This window comes from Actinoplanes sp. NPDC051859, assembly GCF_044452725.1.
GTDB lineage: Bacteria > Actinomycetota > Actinomycetes > Mycobacteriales > Micromonosporaceae > Actinoplanes.
The window spans coordinates 330,164-347,655 of sequence record NZ_JBITBX010000005.1; the positions used below are offsets into that span (position 1 = coordinate 330,164).

Sequence of the window (17,492 nt, forward strand, 5' to 3'; positions counted from 1 at the left end):
CGGGGATCGCGGTCTAGGGTCGGATCATGAGCGTGAATTCCACCGAGATCCGTCTCGCCGCCCGGCCCCAGGGCTGGCCCACCGCCGACACGTTCGAGGTTGCCCGCACCGAGGTGCCCGATCCCGGCCCCGGCCAGGTGCTCGTCCGTAATCAGGTGATGAGCGTCGACCCGTACATGCGGGGCCGGATGGACGACCGTGAGTCGTACGTGCCGCCGTTCGAGGTCGGTAAGGCCCTGGAGGGTGGCGCGGTCGGCGAGGTGGTCAGCAGCGGCGTCGACCACCTGAAGTCCGGCGACATGGTGCTGCACGGCCTCGGTTGGCGCGAGTATGCGCTGCTGCCGGCCAAGGGGGTGGCGAAGGTCGACCCGTCGGTGGCCCCGCTGGGCGCGTTCCTCGGGGTGCTGGGCATGACCGGGCTGACCGCGTACGCGGGCCTGCTGCGGACCGCCGAGTTCAAGCCCGGCGACACGGTCTTCGTCTCCAGCGCGGCCGGCGCTGTGGGGCAGGTCGTCGGCCAGCTCGCCCGGCATCGGGGCGCGGCCCGGGTGATCGGCAGCGCCGGCTCCGCGGAGAAGGTGGCGTACCTGCGCGACGAGTTGGGCTTCGACGCGGCCTTCGACTATCACGACGGTCCGGTCCGCGACCAGCTGCGCGCGGCCGCCCCGGACGGCATCGACGTCTACTTCGACAATGTCGGCGGCGATCACCTCGAAGCGGCGATCTCGTCGCTCACCGTGCACGGCCGGATCTGCGTCTGCGGCATGATCAGTGTCTACAACGCCACCGAGCCCACCCCGGCGCCGCGCAACCTCGCCATGGTGATCGCCAAGCGGCTGACCCTGCGCGGCATGTTGGTCAGCGACCACGGCGATCTGCGCGACGAGTTCGTCCGCGAGGTAGCGCCGCTGGTCGCCGCCGGCACCATCAAGCACCGCGAGACGGTCTTCGACGGCATCGAGGCCGCACCGGAGGCCTTCCTCGCCATGCTCCGCGGCGACGGCGTCGGCAAGAACCTCGTGCGGCTCGCCTGACCGGCGGTGGTACGCCGGACGCACTCGTCGTGATGTCATGGACGCGTCCGGCGTACCCGTAGGAAGGTTGTTCTGTGCCGACGATCTTTTCGAAAATCATCAACGGTGAACTGCCCGGCCGGATCGTCTGGTCCGACGATCAGGTCGCCGCCTTCCTCACCATCGCGCCGCTGACCTCCGGCCACACCCTGGTCGTGCCGCGCGCCGAGATCGACGAGTGGACCGACCTCGAGCCGGAGCTGCTCACCCGAGTGATGACGGTGAGCCACACCATCGGCGCCGCGCTGAAGCGGGTGTTCGACGCGCCCCGGGTCGGCCTGGTGGTCGCCGGGTTCGAGGTGCCGCACGCCCACGTGCACGTCTTCCCGGCGTGGGAGATGGCCGAGTTCGACTTCACCAGGGCGAACCCGAACGTGAGTGGCGACGAGCTGGACGCGCACCACAAGCGCATCCTGGACGCGCTCGGCTAGACCTCGATCGCGCGCGCTGCCACCGCCGCCCTCATCCGGGCCACGGCCGACGCTCCCGGCTGGACGGCAAGCTGCCGACCGTCCCGCAGCCGCAACGCCACCTCACCCCGTGCTGCTTCCCTGGCCCCCACCACCGCGAGGTACGGGACCTTGCGCCCAGCCGCGGCCCGGATCCGCGCGCCGAGGGAGCCGTCGTGAGACACCTCGGCGCGCAGCCCGGCAGCGATGGCGTCCCGGGCGAACGCTGCGGCCGCCGCGTCCTGCTCGGCGGCCACCGGCAGCACGACGACCTGCACCGGGGAGTACCACGGCGGCAGCGCGCCGTCGAAGGCCTCGAGCAGGTGGGCGAACAGCCGCTCGAACGAGCCGACCAGGCTGCGGTGCACCATCACCGGCCGGTCCCGGCCGCCCGCGGCGTCGGCGAAGGACAAGCCGAACTGTGCCGGCTGGTGAAAGTCGAGCTGGACGGTCGACAGGGTGGACTCCCGCCCCACCGGGTCGGCGATCTGCACGTCGATCTTGGGACCGTAGAACGCCGCTTCGCCGGCGGCCACCTCGTAAGGCAGCCCCGCATCCTCGAGGGCCTCGCGCAGCACCCGCCCAGCCGCGTCCCACGCGCTGTCGCCACCCGCATATCCGCCGCCGGCTTTGTCTCCACCCGCCGACGGGCCGTCAGCCTGCGCCCCGCGCAGCGACACGCGGTAGGACGACACTCGCAGTCCCAGTGCGGCGTGAGCCTGGCCCATCAGCCGCAGCGCTTCGGCGACTTCCGCCCCAGCCTGCGAAGGAGCACAGAACACGTGGCCGTCGTTGAGGGAGATGGCGCGCACCCGGGTCAGTCCGCCCAGGACGCCCGAGCGTTCCGCGCGGTACATCGAGCCGAGCTCGGCGATCCGCAGCGGCAGGTCCCGGTACGACCGGGGTCGGGACTTGAAGATCAGCGCGTGGTGCGGGCACAGGCTGGGCCGCAGCACGAGTGCGTCGTCTCCGCCGCCGACCGGCATCGCCGGGAACATGTCGTCAGCGAAGTGTGCCCAGTGGCCGGAGCGCTCGTAGAGCTCGCGCTTGCCCAGAACGGGCGAGTACACGTGCTGGTATCCGGCGCGTTTCTCCAGGTCACGCACGTAGGACTCGACCTCGTAGCGGGCCGCGGCGCCGGCGGGGAGCCAGAACGGCAGGCCTGCGCCCAAGAGTGGGTCGGAGTCGAAGATGTCGAGGTCACGGCCGAGTCGGCGGTGGTCGGCAAGCATGGTGGTCTCCTCGGGTCTGCCGGGAGAGATCACCCTGGACAGCAGACGGCCCCGGGCAGCTCGCCCGGGGCCAGGTCGTCGCAGGATTCAGCGCGAACTATCGCCGGGTCGGTCCGGCGTGGTCGTCACCATCCTGAGGTTCATGGCCCTGATGCTAGGCCGCGCCCGCCGCCCGGCACAGGGAATTTCGGCGCTGCGGAGCTCAACGCCACTGCTGCGCGACGGGGTCTTCCCGCAGTGCCGCCAGCCAGGAACGCGCGCCCCGATGCCGGACGCGGAGCCCGGCGACAGCGATCGCGAACTGCAGTGCCTCCACCGTGCCCGCGCCGCGCCCCCACGCCACGCAGAGCGCGCCATGGAACGCGTCGCCCGCTCCGGCAGTGTCCACCGCGGCGGCCGGTGGGACCTCGATGTCGCCTTCGGTGGCGACTGCGCCCGCGGGGCCCTCGTCCCACCACCGCACCGGGTCCGGGCCGCGGGTGATCGCGCCGCGCCGTACTCCGAGGTTGCGCAACCCCTGCTCGACCGGCTGGTCACCGGGGGGCCGGAACGCCGCCGAGCAGGCAGTGAAGTCGGCGACCGGCAGCAGTTCGGCGAAGACCGGCCGCCAGGAACCGGCGTCCAACACCAGGGGCCGACCGCTGGCCGCGGCGGCCCGGGCCAGCGCGGGATGATGCCCATCGGCCAGCACCAGGTCCGCGGTGCGCAACGTCCGATCCAGATCCTCGGGTACGCCCACCGCGACACCGCCCGCGTTCCGGCTCACGATCGTCCGCTGCCCGGTGGCGTCCAACACCGTGACCGCAGAGACCGGCGGAGCGGCGGTGATGTGCGGCGCCGCGTCGAGCAGGGTGACGCCGTGCGCCGCGAGGTCAGCGCGAATCAAGTCGCCGAGTGGGTGCGCCCCGACCGCAGTGACCAGGGTGACCTCGGCGCCGAGCGCGGCCGCGGTGACGGCAGCGTTGGTGGCCGGGCCGCCGGCAGCCACCTCGGCGGATACCGCTTCGGCCTTCTCGTCCAGACCGGGCAGCCGGTCGACGCGCTGCACCAGGTCCACGGTCGACAAGCCGACGAAACTGAGGCGCACGGCGTTCATGACCTCGGATCGGCGTGGCCGCGGACGAGGCGCACGATGGTCAGGAGGCCAGCTCGGAGAAGAAGACGCCGATGTTGCGGAAGATGTCGGCGATGCCGCTGCCGACGCCCCGAGCGGTTTCGGCGGCCGGCCCGGGGTTGGTGCCGATGTAAAAGAGGAGCAGGGCGAGCAGGATCCATCCGAGGGCCTTCTTCATGCCGTTCACCTCCCGCTGCGCTCCCGGGTGGTGGTAGCCCGGGAGATCGATATCGTGGCACAGCGACGCTGGCCCGGTCGCCGCGGGCACGCCGTCACAGGCCGAATAATGCTGCCGCGTTGTCCCAACACACCGCTCGCAGCCACGCGTCGCCGAGGCCCAGCCCGGCGAGGGACTCGAGCTGGTGGGCGTACGGATAGGGGATGTTGGGGAAGTCACTGCCCAGCAGAACCTTGCCGGACAGGCCCAGCTCCTTCAGCCGCGGCAGCAGGTCCGCGGGGAACGGCGCAAGGTCGTCGAAGAACCGCGTGAACGCCATCGTGGTGTCGAGCCCGGCGCGCTCATAACGTTCGGCCAGCGCGAGAAAGCCCGCGTACTCGGGGGCGCCGAGGTGCGCGGCGATCATCGCGAGTCGCGGGTGCCGGGCGAGCACTTCGCCGATCGGCCCGGGACCGGTGAACCCGTGGGGAACCGGGCCCGACCCGGCATGCACGATCACCGGCGTCCCGGATTCGGCGAGCAACCCCCACGCCTCGTCCAATGCCTCGTCGCGGGGGTCGAACCCGCCAACCTGCAGATGAAGTTTGAAGATCCGGGCGCCACGGTCCAGCGCCGTCCGTACGTCATCGGCCGCCGACGGCTCCGGGAAAAAGGTGGCGCTCGGCAGGCAGCCCGGGGTACGCGCCGCGAAGTCCCAGCTCCAGGCGTTGAGGTCGGCGGCCATACCGGGGCGGTGGGCGTACGCGAGCGCGGTGAACATCCGAACGCCGAGCCGGCCGAGTTCGGCCACCCGCTCGGCCTCCGTGCCCCGGTAGGTGATGGGCCATTCCCGGCCGATCAGCGGCCCCGCCTCGTCGAAGTGCGCCCAGACCCGGCGCTGCATGCGCTCGGGCAGAAAGTGCGTGTGCACGTCGGCGAGGCCGGGCAGGCCGAGCGTTGCGGCGAGATCAGCCACGCTGTCGCCATTCGTCGGCGAGCATGGCGAAGTCGAGCTCGGTGCTCCACTCGCCCTTGAAGAGCTCGTTGAGCACCAGCCGGGCCTCCAGGCGCATGCCGAGTCGCCGGGCCACCGCCGCGGAGGCCTCGTTGCGTTCGTCGAGGCGGGCGATGATGCGATGCAGTCCCAGCTCTTCGAAGCCCAGCCGGAGCATGGCGGCTGCCGCCTCGGTGGCGTAGCCGTGGCCGGTGAACCGGGGATCGAGCAGGTAGCCGACCTCTCCGCCGCGATGCAACGCGCTGTGCCAGAACAGGATGACGTCCCCGACGAGCTGGCCCGTCGCCGCGAGTTCGACGCCGAGGGTCAGGGACTGGTCTTCGCCGGTCAGCGCGGTGCGAGCCCACGGCCCGGCGAGCCGGTCGAGCAGCACCTGCCGGTCCATCGGCGCGAACGGCACGTAGCGGCAGACGTCCGGGCGGCTGCGGTAAACCAGCATGTCGTCCACGTCAGCCTCGGTGAGGGGGCGCAGCAGCAGGCGCTCGGTGCGGACGGGATAGGCGGGACGCAGCTCGGCGTGATCAAGGCTCGGCACGCGACCATGGTGCCCCGTCGGGCCGCATCGTGCCGGCGAATTCCGCCCCGCGTGTCCGCCAGAGATTCGATTGCCGTCTATCCGGGTACGGCTCGCCCATGACAGCGCATGCCGCTCCGGCCTGGGCGGCGGAGGCCATCACCTCCGCCGGGACCGGCCAACTCGTCGTCGCCGCGGTGCTCGGAATCGCGGTCGTCGTCCTGCTCATCGCGTGGGCGAAATGGCATCCGTTTCTCGCCCTGATCCTCGGCGCGGCCGCGCTCGGGATCGTCGCCGGCGCCGCGCCGGGCGACACCATCACCTCCTTCAAGGCCGGCGTCGGTAGCACGGTCGGCAGCGTCGGCCTGCTGATCGCCCTCGGCGCGATGATCGGTGCCCTGCTGGCCGAATCGGGTGGCGCCGACGGCATCGTGGGCACCATCGTGCGGCGGGTGTCCGGCTCCGCGCTGCCCTGGGCGATGGCGGGCGTCGCCGCGCTCATCGGCCTACCCCTGTTCTTCGAGGTCGGCGTCGTGCTGCTGGTGCCGATCGTGCTGCTGGTCGCGCAACGCACGGACGTGCCGCTGCTGAAGATCGGTATCCCGGCGCTGGCCGGCCTGTCCGTGCTGCACGGACTGGTGCCGCCCCACCCCGGTCCGCTGGTCGCGATCTCCAGCCTCGGCGCCGACCTGGGCCTGACCCTGGCCCTCGGACTGATCTGCGCGATTCCCACGGTGATCGTCTCCGGCCCGATCTTCGGCACCTTCATCGCCAAGCATGTGCCGCTTGCCGTGCCCGCCGGCGCGCTGCGCGAGGCGACGGATGCCGACCGCGCCGCGGACGGTCGGGTCGTCGATCCCACGGTGTCCGGGCCGGCTGACGGGCCGGACACCGACGCCGCGCTGCCCGCGGGCCGCCGCTTCCCGGGCTTCTGGGCCGCGGTGCTCACCGTGCTGGTGCCGGTGGTGCTGATGCTGCTGCGGGCCGTTGCGGAGCTGACTCTCGCCGAGGGGCATCTGCGGACGGCCTTCGAGGTGGCGGGCGATCCGGTGGTGGCGTTGCTGGCCGGCCTGCTGCTGGCGATGTGGACGCTCGGCAAGCGCGTGGGCTTCGACCGGGTGCGGACTTCGTCGGTGATCGGCGGTGCGCTGCCACCGATCGCCGGAATTCTGCTCATCGTGGCCGCCGGCGGAGGCTTCAAACAGGTGCTGGTCGACGCGGGCGTCGGCTCGGTGGTGGCGGACGCGGCCAAGAGCGCCGATCTGTCCCCGCTGCTGCTGGGCTTCCTCGTCGCCGTGGGCATCCGGGTCGCCACCGGCTCGGCCACCGTCGCGACCATCACCGCCGCCGGGATCGTGGCACCACTCGCCGCAACCTTGGACAAGCCGGGCGTGAGCCTGCTCGCCCTCGCCATCGGCTGCGGCTCGCTGTTCTTCTCGCATGTCAACGACGCCGGCTTCTGGCTGGTCAAGGAGTACTTCGGGATGACCGTGGGTCAGACCATCAAAACCTGGTCGGTGATGGAGACGATCATCTCGGTGGTCGGCTTCGGCTGCGTGCTGCTGCTCGACCTGGTCGTGTGAGCCGTCCGGCGGGCACCTCCGTGACCGGGGTGCCCGCCACCTGGCACCGTGACTCGGTCAGCCGTTCTGCTCGTCGCGCCAGGCCAGCCAGTCACGCAGCGGGGCGAGGTCCGGCTTCGGGCCGCCGATGCCGATCGTGAACAGCGAGACGCCTTGGGCGCGCAGGCCAGCCGCGGCCTCGGGCTTGCTGTCCGCCGGAACTCCGCTGGACAGCTCGATCTCGGTGATGTCGCGGCCCACGTCAACGCAGTGCTTGCCGAGCACCGTCAGTTTGTGCCGCAGGGTGTCGGCGTCACCGAAGCTGTGCCAGATGTCGGCGTGCTTGGCGACCAGCTTGAGGGTCTTCTTCTCGCCACCGCCGCCGATGAGGACGGGGATGTCCCGGGTCGGCGGCGGGTTCAGCTTGCCGAAGCGCTTCTCGATCCGCGGCAGGGCTTCAGCAAGGACGTCCAGTCGCCCGCCCGCCGTGCCGAATTCGTAGCCGTACTCCTGGTAGTCCTTCTCGAACCAACCGGAGCCGATGCCGAGGATGAGCCGGCCGTCGCTGATGTGGTCGACGGTCCGGGCCATGTCGGCGAGCAGTTCCGGATTGCGATAGCTGTTGCACGTCACGAGCGCGCCGATCTCCACCCGTGAGGTCGCCTCCGCCCAGGCACCGAGCATGGTCCAGCACTCGAAGTGCAGACCCTCGGGCTCGCCATAGAGCGGATAGAAGTGGTCCCAGTTGAAGAGGACGTCGACGCCGAGCTCTTCCGCCTCGGCGGCTGCCCGCCGGATCGCCGGGTATTCCGCGTGCTGCGGCTGCAGTTGCAGCCCGATTCTCACAGGCCGGTTGGTCATGAACCGGAAGCCTATGCCGATCGGTGCGGACCGGCCCGCCCCACGCGCCATCGTCACCGGATGTGATGCACGGCTCGTCGCGTTTCTCAAGGTCATCACAGCAACGCCTTGCACACTGGTCACCATGCGTAGACGGACACTGCTGCTCGGACTCGCCGGAGTCGGCTCTCTGGCCGCCTGCTCGGCGGACCCCGCTCCCCAGGTGCCCGTGCCGGCGGCGCCCAGCGCCTCGGCCTCGGCCGTGCCGATCCTCGGCTCCACCACAGCGTCATCCCTGGGACCACAGAGCGTCACCACTGCGTACGTGCCGCCGCCGGGCACCGCGCCCGTCACGGCGTACGCGATCGGCCGGCGGGTCCTGCCCTTCAGCCGCGGTGACCGGGCACTGCCGACCACGGTGTTCTATCCGGCGTCCGGCGCGGCGGCGCAGAACCCGGTCGATGAGGCGCCGCTCGCCTCGGGGCGGTTTCCGCTGGTGCTGTTCAGCCACGGGCTCACCTCGCAACCGGCCGACTATGCGGCGATGCTGGCCCGGTGGGCACAGGCGGGCATCGTCGTTGCCGCCCCGACCTATCCGAACACGTCGAACGGCGCTCAGCACCTGGACTCGTCGGACATCATCAACCAGCCCGCCGACGCCTCCCATGTGATCGACACGATGCTGGCACCGGGGGATCCGCTGGCCGGGGGCATCGACGGGAACCGGATCGCCGCGGCGGGTCATTCGGCGGGCGGCATCACCACGGCGGGGCTGTTCAGTGCACGGCGTGACGAGCGCCTCAAGGCCGGGTTGATCTTCAACGGAACCGACTTCCAGGGCACGCCGTTCACCGGGCCGGCGGCCGCGATGCTGTTCGTGCACGGGCGCAAGGACGAGACTGTCACGTACCGGGCCGGGCATGCGGTCTTCTCCGCCGTGCCCTGGTCGCGGGCCATGCTCTCGATCACCGACGGCGGCCACGTCACCCAGGGCGACGATTTTGAGGCCGTCACCACCACCTCGACAGACTTCCTGCGTTGGGCCCTGTACGGCGACGCCGCCGCCAAGGCAAGGCTGCCTCAGGATGCGGCGACCGGTGGCGTGGCCACGTTCGAGAACCAGCTCTAATCCGTACCGGGCGCGGGTGTGATGGATTCCACTCCTGAGCATCTTTTCAGGTGCGGCGGGGCTGGCGGAGCCAGTAATCCCTCGATACGGTCCTCTTTGCTGACAAATAGGGCCAACAGTCGAGAGGCGGTGCTACAAGTTCGTGGCTAACGTGGGCCGGGTGACTTTCTGGACCCGAAAACGTGATCGCTCCATCTTTGCCAACACCGGCTCGCTGGTGATCTGCGGTCTGCTCGCTGGCGTGGTGGTGGCGGCGGCGTCGTTCCCGGCGGTGGCGATGTCCGGGTTGGCGGCGAAAGCGGGTTCGAAGGGTTTCGCGGAGCTGCCCAGCGAGTTGGAGCAGCAGTCGGCACCACAGGTGACCCGGATCTTCGCCTCGGACGGCAAGACCCAGCTGGCGGTCATGTATGACGAGTTCCGCAGCGATGTCCCGCTGAAGGACATTTCGAAGAACATGCAGGACGCGATCGTCGCCGCCGAGGACCACCAGTTCTACCAGCACAACGGTGTCGACCTCAAGGGCGTCGCGCGGGCGTTCGTCAACAACCGCAACGGCGGCGCGCAGCAGGGCGCATCCACGCTGACCATGCAATACGTGCGGATGTCGCTGGCGTACTCGGCGAAGACGCCCCAGCAGGCGATCGACGCGACGAAGGACAGCCCGGAGCGCAAGCTCACCGAAATGAAGTACGCCATGCAGGTCGAGAAGGAGCTCACCAAGGAGCAGATTCTCGAGCGCTACCTGAACATGGCCCCGTTCGGTAACGGCGCCTACGGCGTCTACGCGGGCAGCCAGGTCTACTTCAAGAAGAAGCCGAAGGACCTGACGGTGCCGGAGGCGGCGCTGCTGGCCGGGATGGTGAAGGCGCCGACGTCGTTCGACCCGACCACCACGACGGGCTATCCGCAGGCAGTGACCCGGCGGGACTACATCATCGACAACATGGTCGAGCTGAAGTATGTCACGCCGGAGCAGGCCAAGAAGGCCAAGGAAGTGAAGCTCGGCCGGACCACGAACCGGCCGGGTAACGGCTGCGTGTCGGTGGCGAAGAACAACTGGGGCTTCTTCTGCGACTACTTCTACCGCTGGTGGCTGAGCCAGGAGGCGTTCGGCGCGACCACCTATGAGCGCGAACGGCAGCTGAAGAGCGGCGGTTACCAGGTCGTCACGTCGCTGGACATCCAAGCGCAGTCGGCCGCCCGTAAGCAGATCACCGAGCGGATCAGCGACAAGAACCGCAACGCGCTGCTGCTCGCGGGCATCGAGCCGGGCACCGGAAAGGTCCGTTCACTCGCCACGAACCGCAAGTTCAAGCTGGACAACCCCGAGGATCCGCAGAACGAGATCAGCTCGAATCCGGAGTTGGCGGCCAAGGGCATCCGCGGCACCTACCCGAACACCACCAACCCGATCATCACCGGCGGCGGGGACATCGTCGGTTACCAGTCGGGCTCGGTGTTCAAGATGTTGACCATGGTGGCGGCGCTGGAGAACGGCTTCGGGCTGGACCACTCGATCACCCAGGGCAACACCTACAAGTCGGGCTACATCATCGAGTACAACTCGCCGGCGGCCTGCAAGGGCACGAACTTCTACTGCCCGGAGAACGCGTACGCGGGCCTCAAGGGCACGTTCAACATGTGGAGCGGCTTCGCGAAGTCGGTGAACACCTACTTCGTGCCGTTGCAGGAACAGGTCGGCGCGGAGAAGGTCGTCGACGTGGCGAAGCGCTTCGGCATCCAGTTCCGTGCGCAGCAGGACGCGGAAAAGGCCAACAATGAGGAGGCCGCCCACCAGTGGGGTGCGTTCACCCTCGGTGTGTCGGCGTCGACGCCGTTGGACGTCGCCAATGCGTACGCGACGCTGGCCGGTGACGGCATGTACTGCAAGCCGACCCCGGTCGAGAAGATCACCTCGGCCGACGGCACCCAGATCGACGCAGGTCAGCCGCAGTGCAAGCGGGTGACCAGCACGGAGGTGGCGCGGAAGGCGCTCGACGCGGCGCGTTGCCCGGTCGGCGACCAGGCGCAGCTCGGTAACTGTGGCGGCTCGACCGAGCCCGCCGCCCGGCCGGCTGTGGGTCACCCGATCTTCGGCAAGACGGGCACCACTGACGCGTTCCGGACGGCTTCGCTGGTGGTGGGCACCTCGTCGCTGGTGTTCGCCGGTTATCTGGTGAACCCGGACTGGGCCAACCACACCGACCAGATGGATCACGGCATCGTCAACCCGGCGACGTACGAGGCGCTGGCCGGTGCCATGGAGGGCAAGCCCGAGGTGCAGTTCAAACGACCCGGCGAATAGCTCGGGCGGCTATACAAGGCTCCTCGCGTACCCATAGATTGATTTTTGTCTATCTCATGGGGCGCGGGGAGGGTGCATGGTGGTCAGGGGCAGGTTCGCGGCCGTGCTGGTCGCTGCGCTCGCCGGTGCCGGGCTGGCCGTTCCGGCGCCCGCCCAAGCGGCGGTCAGTCGGGCTCAGCTGGCGTTGCGCTGGGCGCCCGTGCATTACCAGGACGTGGACACGACCGGCAGTCATGCGCTCGGCGGGAAGTCGGACTACCTCACCCGGGTGGACTTCGACGGGAACCTGAACGGGCGGGACAACTGGGACAACGCCGGATCGGCGAACGCGTCATTCGCCGCCCACGTCTACTACTCGGTGACCGAGACGGCCAGCCACTGGTACCTCACGTATTTCTTCTTCCACCCGCGCGACTGGATCGACCACCCGTTCTTCGAGGCTGAGCACGAGAACGACGGCGAGGGGCTGACGCTCGCGGTCGAGCGCGACGGCAGCGACTACGGCGTGTTGCGCGCCGCGGTCACCGTGGCGCACGCCAACTTCTATTCCTACACGCCCGCCGGCGGCAGCTGGACGGGCGGCCGCGAGACGGTCGACGGGACGCTGCGGATGCAGTCGTCGCCGCACGACGGATTCACCCACCCGGTGACGGCGCAGGAACGCGGCGGGCACGGACTCAAGGCGTACCCGCAGTATGCGATCAACGGCGACGGCATCGTCTACTACCCGTCGACGGTCGCGGAGACGCCGGGCAACGCCGACGACCGAGATGTGCGCTACGCCCTGATCGACATCTTCTCCGTCGACGGACTGTGGGCGCAGCGGACGAACACCAGCCTGTTTGCCCAGCTCGGCACGTTTGCGGGGGACACTTCCGGCGGCTGTGGCACCGGCACCTACTCCTGCGGCACCAACTCGGCGAACGCGCCCTGGGGTTGGGATGACGGCAACGACCTGCCCGGGCGGGGCGAGATCGCCATCGATCCGGCCAAGCTCATGGCGGAGTACTTCACGGTGCCGGGGACGCTGGCCCGGTCGTACAGCTACAACCCGTACTCGGAAGCCGCAGCGGAGCTGACGGAAGCCGCGCGGACGGCGCCGCCGGTGGTCGACTGAAAGCGCGGCGGGAAACGATCAAGCCGGACGGTTCGTGACCGCCGATCCGGCCGACCACACCATAGTGGTGCGAATTACCCGTTAGGCCGACAATGTGACCTGATCGCCGGACCGGTGCTCGCGACCTGCGGGGCGCGAGCGCCGTTGACTGCTGGTGTGCTGAATAACCGAAGCCTGACATCCGCCAGGCGCAAACTGATCACCCTCGGCGTGGCGGCCGCACTGGTCACCGCGGGCGGCGCCGCTCTGGCCGAGGTCGTCTCCAGTACGCCCGCAGCAACCCCGTCCTTCAACGGCCCGGTCTACGCCGTCGCCCACCGCGGCGACGTGGTCTACGTCGGTGGCTCGTTCACCGCCGCCGTGGTCAACGGCAAGCAGATCGGCCGCGAACGGCTCGCCGCCTACGACTCGCGTACGGGCACGTTGCTCGGCTGGAACCCCGGTGCCGACGCGACGGTCCGGGCGCTCGCCGTCGACAACGCCACCGTTTTCGCCGCCGGGGACTTCGACAAGGTCGCCGGGATGTCCCGCGATGCGGTTGCCGGGATCGACGCCACCACCGGTGCACTCGGCGCGCTCAAGCACACGGTGCTGGGTCAGCCCAACGCGCTCGCCGTTGCCAACGGGCGCCTGTATGTGGGCGGCCGCATCACCTCCGTGGACGGTGCCGCTCGCGCGAACCTGGCCGCCTTCCAGACGGCGACCGGCGCGCTCGACGCCTGGGCGCCGAAGACCGACGACACGGTCAACGCGCTCGCGACCGCGAACGGCAAGGTCTATCTGGGTGGCAGTTTCCACAAGACCAACGACGTGAAGTCCACACTGCGGCTCACCGCGGTCGACGGCGTCACCGGCGTGCTGGACAAGACCTTCCTGCCGAAGCCGGTGTCGCAGGTGTTCGCGCTGACCACCAGCCCCACCGGGGTGTACGCGGCGCTCGGCGGCCAGGGCGGCCGGGCCATCTCCTATACCTTCGCCGGTGCGGCCCGCTGGACCCGCGTCTTCGACGGTGACGCCCAGGCGATCGCGGTTCTCGGCGACACCACCTATGTCGGCGGCCACTTCGACCGTGCCTGCACGACCACCAACAACGGCGCCAAGGGCGCCTGCACGGACGGGTCGGTGGCCCGGGTCAAGCTGGCCGCGGTCGACAACGCGGGCAACCTGCTCGAATGGGGACCGCAGGCCAACGGCGTCGTGGGTGTCCGTACGCTCGCCACGAATCCCGCCTCCGGCCTGCTCAGTGTCGGCGGCGACTTCACCACGGTCGGTGGTGTGACCCAGAAGCGGTACGCGGCCTTCGGTGGCCCGACCTCCCGGCAGCCGGTCCCGCCCGCGCCGCCGTCGCCGTACGTGGCGTCGTACAACTTCGACTCGACGGTGGCTGACGGCACGTACGACGACGGTTCCGGTAACGGGCACCTGCTCAAGACTCTCGCGGTCAACGGTGGTGTCCTCAAGACCGTGCCGCACGGCAGCGGTCAGGCCCTCGCGTTCCCGCCGAAGTGCGCGGGGGCGACCTGCGGCCGGGTCGTCCTGCAGGCTGCCGACGCGCCGGGCCTCAACCCGGGTGCCAAGGACCTGCGGTACGGCGCTGGCGTCCTGCTGTCGCCCGCGGAGACGTCGTCCGGTGAGAACGTCCTGCAGAAGGGCTATTCGACCGCGGGCGGCCAGTACAAGCTGCAGGTCGACGGGGTGTCCGGCAAGCCGAGCTGCGTCATGAGCGGCAAGGAGGCCACCATCTATATCGCTAAGAGCAGTACTTCGATGGCCGATGGCAGCTGGCACGCCATCGAGTGCCGCCGGGTCGGCACTGCGCTGACCATTCTGGTGGACGACAAGGTGCAGGGCAGCACGACGGTTCCGGCGGCCCTGTCGGTGGTCAGCACGCAGCCGCTCAGCCTGGGCGGCAAGGGTACGGGTGCCAACAACGACCAGTTCTACGGCAGCATCGACGACGTCTGGGTCAGCATCGGCTGAGCCCACGGACGTGCGGACGTGCGGACGGGCGGCGACGCGAGGTCGCCGCCCGTTCGTCAGTTCAGCCCCGCGGGGTGGGGCGGCGCGGCAGTCGCAGCGCCACGAGCGTTCCCACCGCGACGATGGCGGCGCCGACGATCGCTGCGGGGACCAGGCCGTCCACGAACGACTGTGGGGACGTGTAGCCACCGTTCTCGCTGAAGACCGAGGCGAGAACCGCGACGCCGACGGCGACGCCCAGCTCGCGCATGGTGTTGTTGGCCCCTGAGGCCACCCCGCTCTGGTCGGCGGGCACGCTGCCGAGCGCCATCGTGCTGATTGGTGCGAACGTCAGGCCCATGCCCACGCCGGCCAGGGCGAAGGCGACCACCAGGTCTCGGTAGGACACGCCGGTGGTGGTGGCAAGAGCGATCCAGAGGATGCCCGCGGCGATCAGTGCCTGACCGGCGACGATCAGGTTTCGCACGCCGATCCGGTCGGCGAAGATGCCGGCCAGCGGCGCGACCACCATCGGCGCCATCGTCCACGGCAGGGTGCGGACGCCTGCTTCCAGCGGGCTGAGTCCCTGCACCACCTGGAAGAACTGGGAAAGCAGGAACACCGAGCCGAACGTGCCCGCCGAGAAGGTCAAGGTGACCGCGGTGACCAGCGCGAAACCGCGCGACCGGTAGAGCGAGAGCGGCAGCATCGGGGTGGGATTGCGGCGCTGCCAGGCCAGGAACAGGCCGAGCAGGCCGACGCCCGCGCCGAGCATGCCGAGCACCCGGCCGGACGTCCAACCGTGGTCCGGCCCGTCCACCACGCCCCAGACCAGCGAGAGCATCCCGGTCGCGGAGAGCAGCAGGCCGAGCGGGTCGAGCCGGGGTGCGCCGCCGCGCGACTCGCGCAGCACAGTGGTGGCGAGGAGGACGGCGACGACGCCGACGGGCACGTTCAGCCAGAAGATCCAGGACCAGTGCAGGCCCTCGACCACGGCTCCGCCGACGACCGGGCCGACCGCGACGCCCAGGCCGCTGATCCCGCCCCACACGCCGACTGCGGCGTTGCGCTTGTCCGCGGGTACGGCCTGAGCCAGCAACGTCAGCGACAGGGGAGCGACAGCGGCGCCCGCCAGGCCCTGCACCGCCCGCGCCGCGGTGAGCATCCACGGCTCGCTCGCCAGCGCTGCGGCTGCCGACGCGAGGGTGAAGACGGCGATCCCGGCCACGAACATCCGCCGCCGCCCGAGCCGGTCACCCAGCGCCGCGGCCGTGAGCAGGAACGCGGCGAACGGCAGGGTGTACGCGTTGACGAACCACTGCAGGTCGGTGAGGGATGCACCCAGCTCGGACTTGATCACGGGCAGCGCGGTGGTCACGACGAGGTTGTCGAGCGTGACCATGAAGACCGGGATGCCGACGGCGGCCAGCACCGCAGCGAGCGGCCGGGCGGCGGGGGGAGCCTGAGGCCGGGTGAGGACGGCGGTCATCGCGTGCTCCTAGTTGTTATTCACTGATAACTAACGACGATGCCACCTTAGTTATCAACTGATGCCTTGGCAAGGTACGGTCGACCTCGTGCCCAGAACTCGCCTCACTGCCGAGGAGCGCCAGGAGCAACTGCTCGACGCGGCGCTCACCGCGTTCTCCACCGGCGGATACACCGGCACCACCACCGACCAGGTCGCGCGGCTGTCCGGGGTGTCCCAGCCGTACGTCATCCGGATCTTCGGCACCAAGCAGCAGCTGTTTCTCGCCACCGTGCGCCGCGCGGGCGACCGCATCGAACAGCGGTTCCGCGAGGCCGCCGCCGAGACGCCCACCCTGGACAGCCTCGGCGCCGCCTACGACGACCTGCTCGCCCAGCAGGAGCTCATCACCGTGCTGCTGCACGGCTTCACGGCCAGCGCCGACCCCGCCATCGGCCCGGTGGTGCGCGACTGCTTCGGCCGGATCTACCGCACGATCCGCGACCTGACCGGCGCGACCGACGTCGAAGCACGCGAGTTCCTCGCCATGGGCATGCTCCTCACTTGCCTGGGCGCGATGCGCGTCGTCGGCCCGGAAGCGGTGCCCCGCGAGCCGTGGATGACCGAGCTTCTCGGCAGGACCGAGGGCGATTAGGGCAGGTTGTGCCGGGTGTACGCGGGCGGGCGCAAGCCCAGCATGGCCTCGGTCATCCGAACCGCCTCCACCGCCGGGCGGACATCGTGCACCCGGACGATGCGCGCGCCCCGCAGCACACAGAACACGACCGCGGCCAGGGTGCCGGACAGGCGTTCCCGCTGGGGCAGGTCGAGAGTCTCCCCGATGAAATCCTTGTTGCTGACCGCGGCCAGCAGGGGGTGGCCGATGTCCGCGACCTCGTGCAGACGCCGCGTCACCTCCAGCGTGTGCAGGGTGTTCTTGTTCAAGTCGTGGCCCGGGTCGATGATGATCTGCTCCGGCCGTACGCCCCGATCCAGCGCCAGCTGCACCCGCTGGCGCAGGAAGTCCGCCACCTCGGTGGTGACGTCGCCGTAGGTCGGTCCCGGGTACGCCGTCCGCGGCGCAGCCAAGCTGTGCGTGATCACCAAGCTGGCATCCGTGCCCGCCACCACGTCGGCCATCTCCGGGTCCCGCAGGCCCGACGTGTCGTTGACCACCCCGGCGCCCGCCTTGACGACCGCCCGGGCCACCTCCGGGCGGAACGTGTCCACCGACACGACGGCCAACCCCTGCGCAGCCTCGACCACCGGCAGCACCCGGTCCAGCTCCTCCGCCGCGCTGACCTCGGGGCCGGGCGCAAACGGCACCCCGCCGATGTCGATCCAGTCGGCACCGGCCTCAGCCGCCGCCCGGACCGCCTCGGTGGCCCGGTCCAGCGCGAACGTCCGGCCGCGGTCGTGGAACGAGTCCGGCGTACGGTTCACGATCGCCATCACCGCCACCCGACGGGAAAAGTCGAACCGGCGGCCGCCGATGACCCGTTCGGCGTGGAGCAGCGGGGGCAGGTAGTCGGTCACGCCGGGAGACTACGCGAGAATG

The 17,492-nt window shown here is 70.0% G+C and carries 16 protein-coding genes; 8 read left to right on the forward strand and 8 right to left on the reverse strand.

Annotation, left to right across the window (positions count from 1 at the left end; all coding sequences use genetic code 11):
* Positions 1-23 precede the first annotated feature (23 nt).
* Positions 24-1,034, forward strand: a complete 1,011-nt coding sequence (locus ACIA1L_RS15515) for an NADP-dependent oxidoreductase (protein WP_396073622.1) — start codon at positions 24-26, stop codon at positions 1,032-1,034.
* A 74-nt stretch (positions 1,035-1,108) separates the two neighbouring features.
* Positions 1,109-1,504: an HIT family protein gene (locus ACIA1L_RS15520; RefSeq protein WP_396073358.1), complete on the forward strand. Its 396-nt coding sequence runs from the start codon at positions 1,109-1,111 to the stop codon at positions 1,502-1,504.
* On the opposite strand, the gene thrS is transcribed toward ACIA1L_RS15520, so the two are convergent.
* The 5 genes from thrS to ACIA1L_RS15545 all read right to left on the reverse strand — a co-directional run bounded on the left by thrS (position 1,501) and on the right by ACIA1L_RS15545 (position 5,575).
* Complete coding sequence (gene thrS, locus ACIA1L_RS15525) at positions 1,501-2,754, reverse strand: threonine--tRNA ligase (RefSeq protein WP_396073359.1); 1,254 nt, start codon at positions 2,752-2,754, stop codon at positions 1,501-1,503. The genes ACIA1L_RS15520 and thrS overlap by 4 nt on opposite strands.
* Before the next feature lie 202 nt (positions 2,755-2,956).
* Positions 2,957-3,850 (reverse strand): PfkB family carbohydrate kinase, encoded by an 894-nt coding sequence (locus tag ACIA1L_RS15530; RefSeq protein WP_396073360.1) that lies wholly within the window; start codon positions 3,848-3,850, stop codon positions 2,957-2,959.
* Positions 3,851-3,890: 40 nt separating this feature from the next.
* The gene (locus tag ACIA1L_RS15535; RefSeq protein ID WP_396073361.1) at positions 3,891-4,046 is read right to left on the reverse strand and encodes a hypothetical protein; all 156 of its coding nucleotides are present in this window, start codon (positions 4,044-4,046) and stop codon (positions 3,891-3,893) included.
* A gap of 94 nt (positions 4,047-4,140) precedes the next feature.
* Positions 4,141-5,001 carry an amidohydrolase family protein gene (locus ACIA1L_RS15540; RefSeq protein WP_396073362.1) on the reverse strand — a complete coding sequence of 287 codons (861 nt, stop codon included), beginning with the start codon at positions 4,999-5,001 and terminating at the stop codon, positions 4,141-4,143.
* Positions 4,994-5,575, reverse strand: coding sequence for a GNAT family N-acetyltransferase (locus tag ACIA1L_RS15545; RefSeq protein WP_396073363.1), 582 nt, complete (start codon positions 5,573-5,575; stop codon positions 4,994-4,996). The genes ACIA1L_RS15540 and ACIA1L_RS15545 overlap by 8 nt, the downstream gene beginning before the upstream one ends.
* Before the next feature lie 98 nt (positions 5,576-5,673).
* On the opposite strand from ACIA1L_RS15545, the gene ACIA1L_RS15550 reads away from it, so the two are divergent.
* Positions 5,674-7,137 carry a GntP family permease gene (locus tag ACIA1L_RS15550; protein ID WP_396073364.1) on the forward strand — a complete coding sequence of 488 codons (1,464 nt, stop codon included), beginning with the start codon at positions 5,674-5,676 and terminating at the stop codon, positions 7,135-7,137.
* Between the two features lie 57 nt (positions 7,138-7,194).
* On the opposite strand, the gene ACIA1L_RS15555 is transcribed toward ACIA1L_RS15550, so the two are convergent.
* Positions 7,195-7,977: an LLM class F420-dependent oxidoreductase gene (locus ACIA1L_RS15555; protein ID WP_396073365.1), complete on the reverse strand. Its 783-nt coding sequence runs from the start codon at positions 7,975-7,977 to the stop codon at positions 7,195-7,197.
* A gap of 124 nt (positions 7,978-8,101) precedes the next feature.
* Here ACIA1L_RS15555 and ACIA1L_RS15560 point away from each other — a divergent pair, with 124 nt between their 5' ends.
* The 4 genes from ACIA1L_RS15560 (at position 8,102) to ACIA1L_RS15575 (ending at position 14,487) form a co-directional block, all read left to right on the forward strand.
* A complete protein-coding gene (locus ACIA1L_RS15560) occupies positions 8,102-9,085 on the forward strand; it encodes an alpha/beta hydrolase family protein (protein WP_396073366.1) in 984 nt (327 codons plus the stop codon).
* Between the two features lie 160 nt (positions 9,086-9,245).
* Positions 9,246-11,390 carry a transglycosylase domain-containing protein gene (locus tag ACIA1L_RS15565; RefSeq protein ID WP_396073367.1) on the forward strand — a complete coding sequence of 715 codons (2,145 nt, stop codon included), beginning with the start codon at positions 9,246-9,248 and terminating at the stop codon, positions 11,388-11,390.
* 76 nt (positions 11,391-11,466) lie between these two features.
* A complete protein-coding gene (locus ACIA1L_RS15570; protein WP_396073368.1) occupies positions 11,467-12,507 on the forward strand; it encodes a hypothetical protein in 1,041 nt (346 codons plus the stop codon).
* Positions 12,508-12,663: 156 nt separating this feature from the next.
* Complete coding sequence (locus ACIA1L_RS15575; RefSeq protein WP_396073369.1) at positions 12,664-14,487, forward strand: LamG-like jellyroll fold domain-containing protein; 1,824 nt, start codon at positions 12,664-12,666, stop codon at positions 14,485-14,487.
* A 61-nt stretch (positions 14,488-14,548) separates the two neighbouring features.
* Here the strand turns inward: ACIA1L_RS15575 and ACIA1L_RS15580 are convergent, their stop codons facing one another.
* Positions 14,549-15,955 carry an MFS transporter gene (locus ACIA1L_RS15580; protein WP_396073370.1) on the reverse strand — a complete coding sequence of 469 codons (1,407 nt, stop codon included), beginning with the start codon at positions 15,953-15,955 and terminating at the stop codon, positions 14,549-14,551.
* Between the two features lie 88 nt (positions 15,956-16,043).
* On the opposite strand from ACIA1L_RS15580, the gene ACIA1L_RS15585 reads away from it, so the two are divergent.
* Positions 16,044-16,589 (forward strand): TetR/AcrR family transcriptional regulator, encoded by a 546-nt coding sequence (locus tag ACIA1L_RS15585; protein ID WP_396073371.1) that lies wholly within the window; start codon positions 16,044-16,046, stop codon positions 16,587-16,589.
* Here ACIA1L_RS15585 and folP read toward each other — a convergent pair.
* Positions 16,586-17,470 (reverse strand): dihydropteroate synthase, encoded by an 885-nt coding sequence (gene folP / locus ACIA1L_RS15590; RefSeq protein ID WP_396073372.1) that lies wholly within the window; start codon positions 17,468-17,470, stop codon positions 16,586-16,588. The two genes, ACIA1L_RS15585 and folP, sit on opposite strands and share 4 nt — an antisense overlap.
* Between the last annotated feature and the right edge of the window lie 22 nt (positions 17,471-17,492).

Coding starts and splice junctions, on each gene's coding strand:
- ACIA1L_RS15570 (WP_396073368.1), top strand. CDS start 11,467: ATGGTGGTCAGGGGCAGGTTCGCGGCCGTGCTGGTCGCTGCGCTCGCC.
- ACIA1L_RS15560 (WP_396073366.1), top strand. CDS start 8,102: ATGCGTAGACGGACACTGCTGCTCGGACTCGCCGGAGTCGGCTCTCTG.
- ACIA1L_RS15530 (WP_396073360.1), bottom strand. CDS start 3,850: ATGAACGCCGTGCGCCTCAGTTTCGTCGGCTTGTCGACCGTGGACCTG.
- ACIA1L_RS15555 (WP_396073365.1), bottom strand. CDS start 7,977: ATGACCAACCGGCCTGTGAGAATCGGGCTGCAACTGCAGCCGCAGCAC.
- ACIA1L_RS15535 (WP_396073361.1), bottom strand. CDS start 4,046: ATGAAGAAGGCCCTCGGATGGATCCTGCTCGCCCTGCTCCTCTTTTAC.
- thrS (WP_396073359.1), bottom strand. CDS start 2,754: ATGCTTGCCGACCACCGCCGACTCGGCCGTGACCTCGACATCTTCGAC.
- ACIA1L_RS15580 (WP_396073370.1), bottom strand. CDS start 15,955: ATGACCGCCGTCCTCACCCGGCCTCAGGCTCCCCCCGCCGCCCGGCCG.
- ACIA1L_RS15550 (WP_396073364.1), top strand. CDS start 5,674: ATGACAGCGCATGCCGCTCCGGCCTGGGCGGCGGAGGCCATCACCTCC.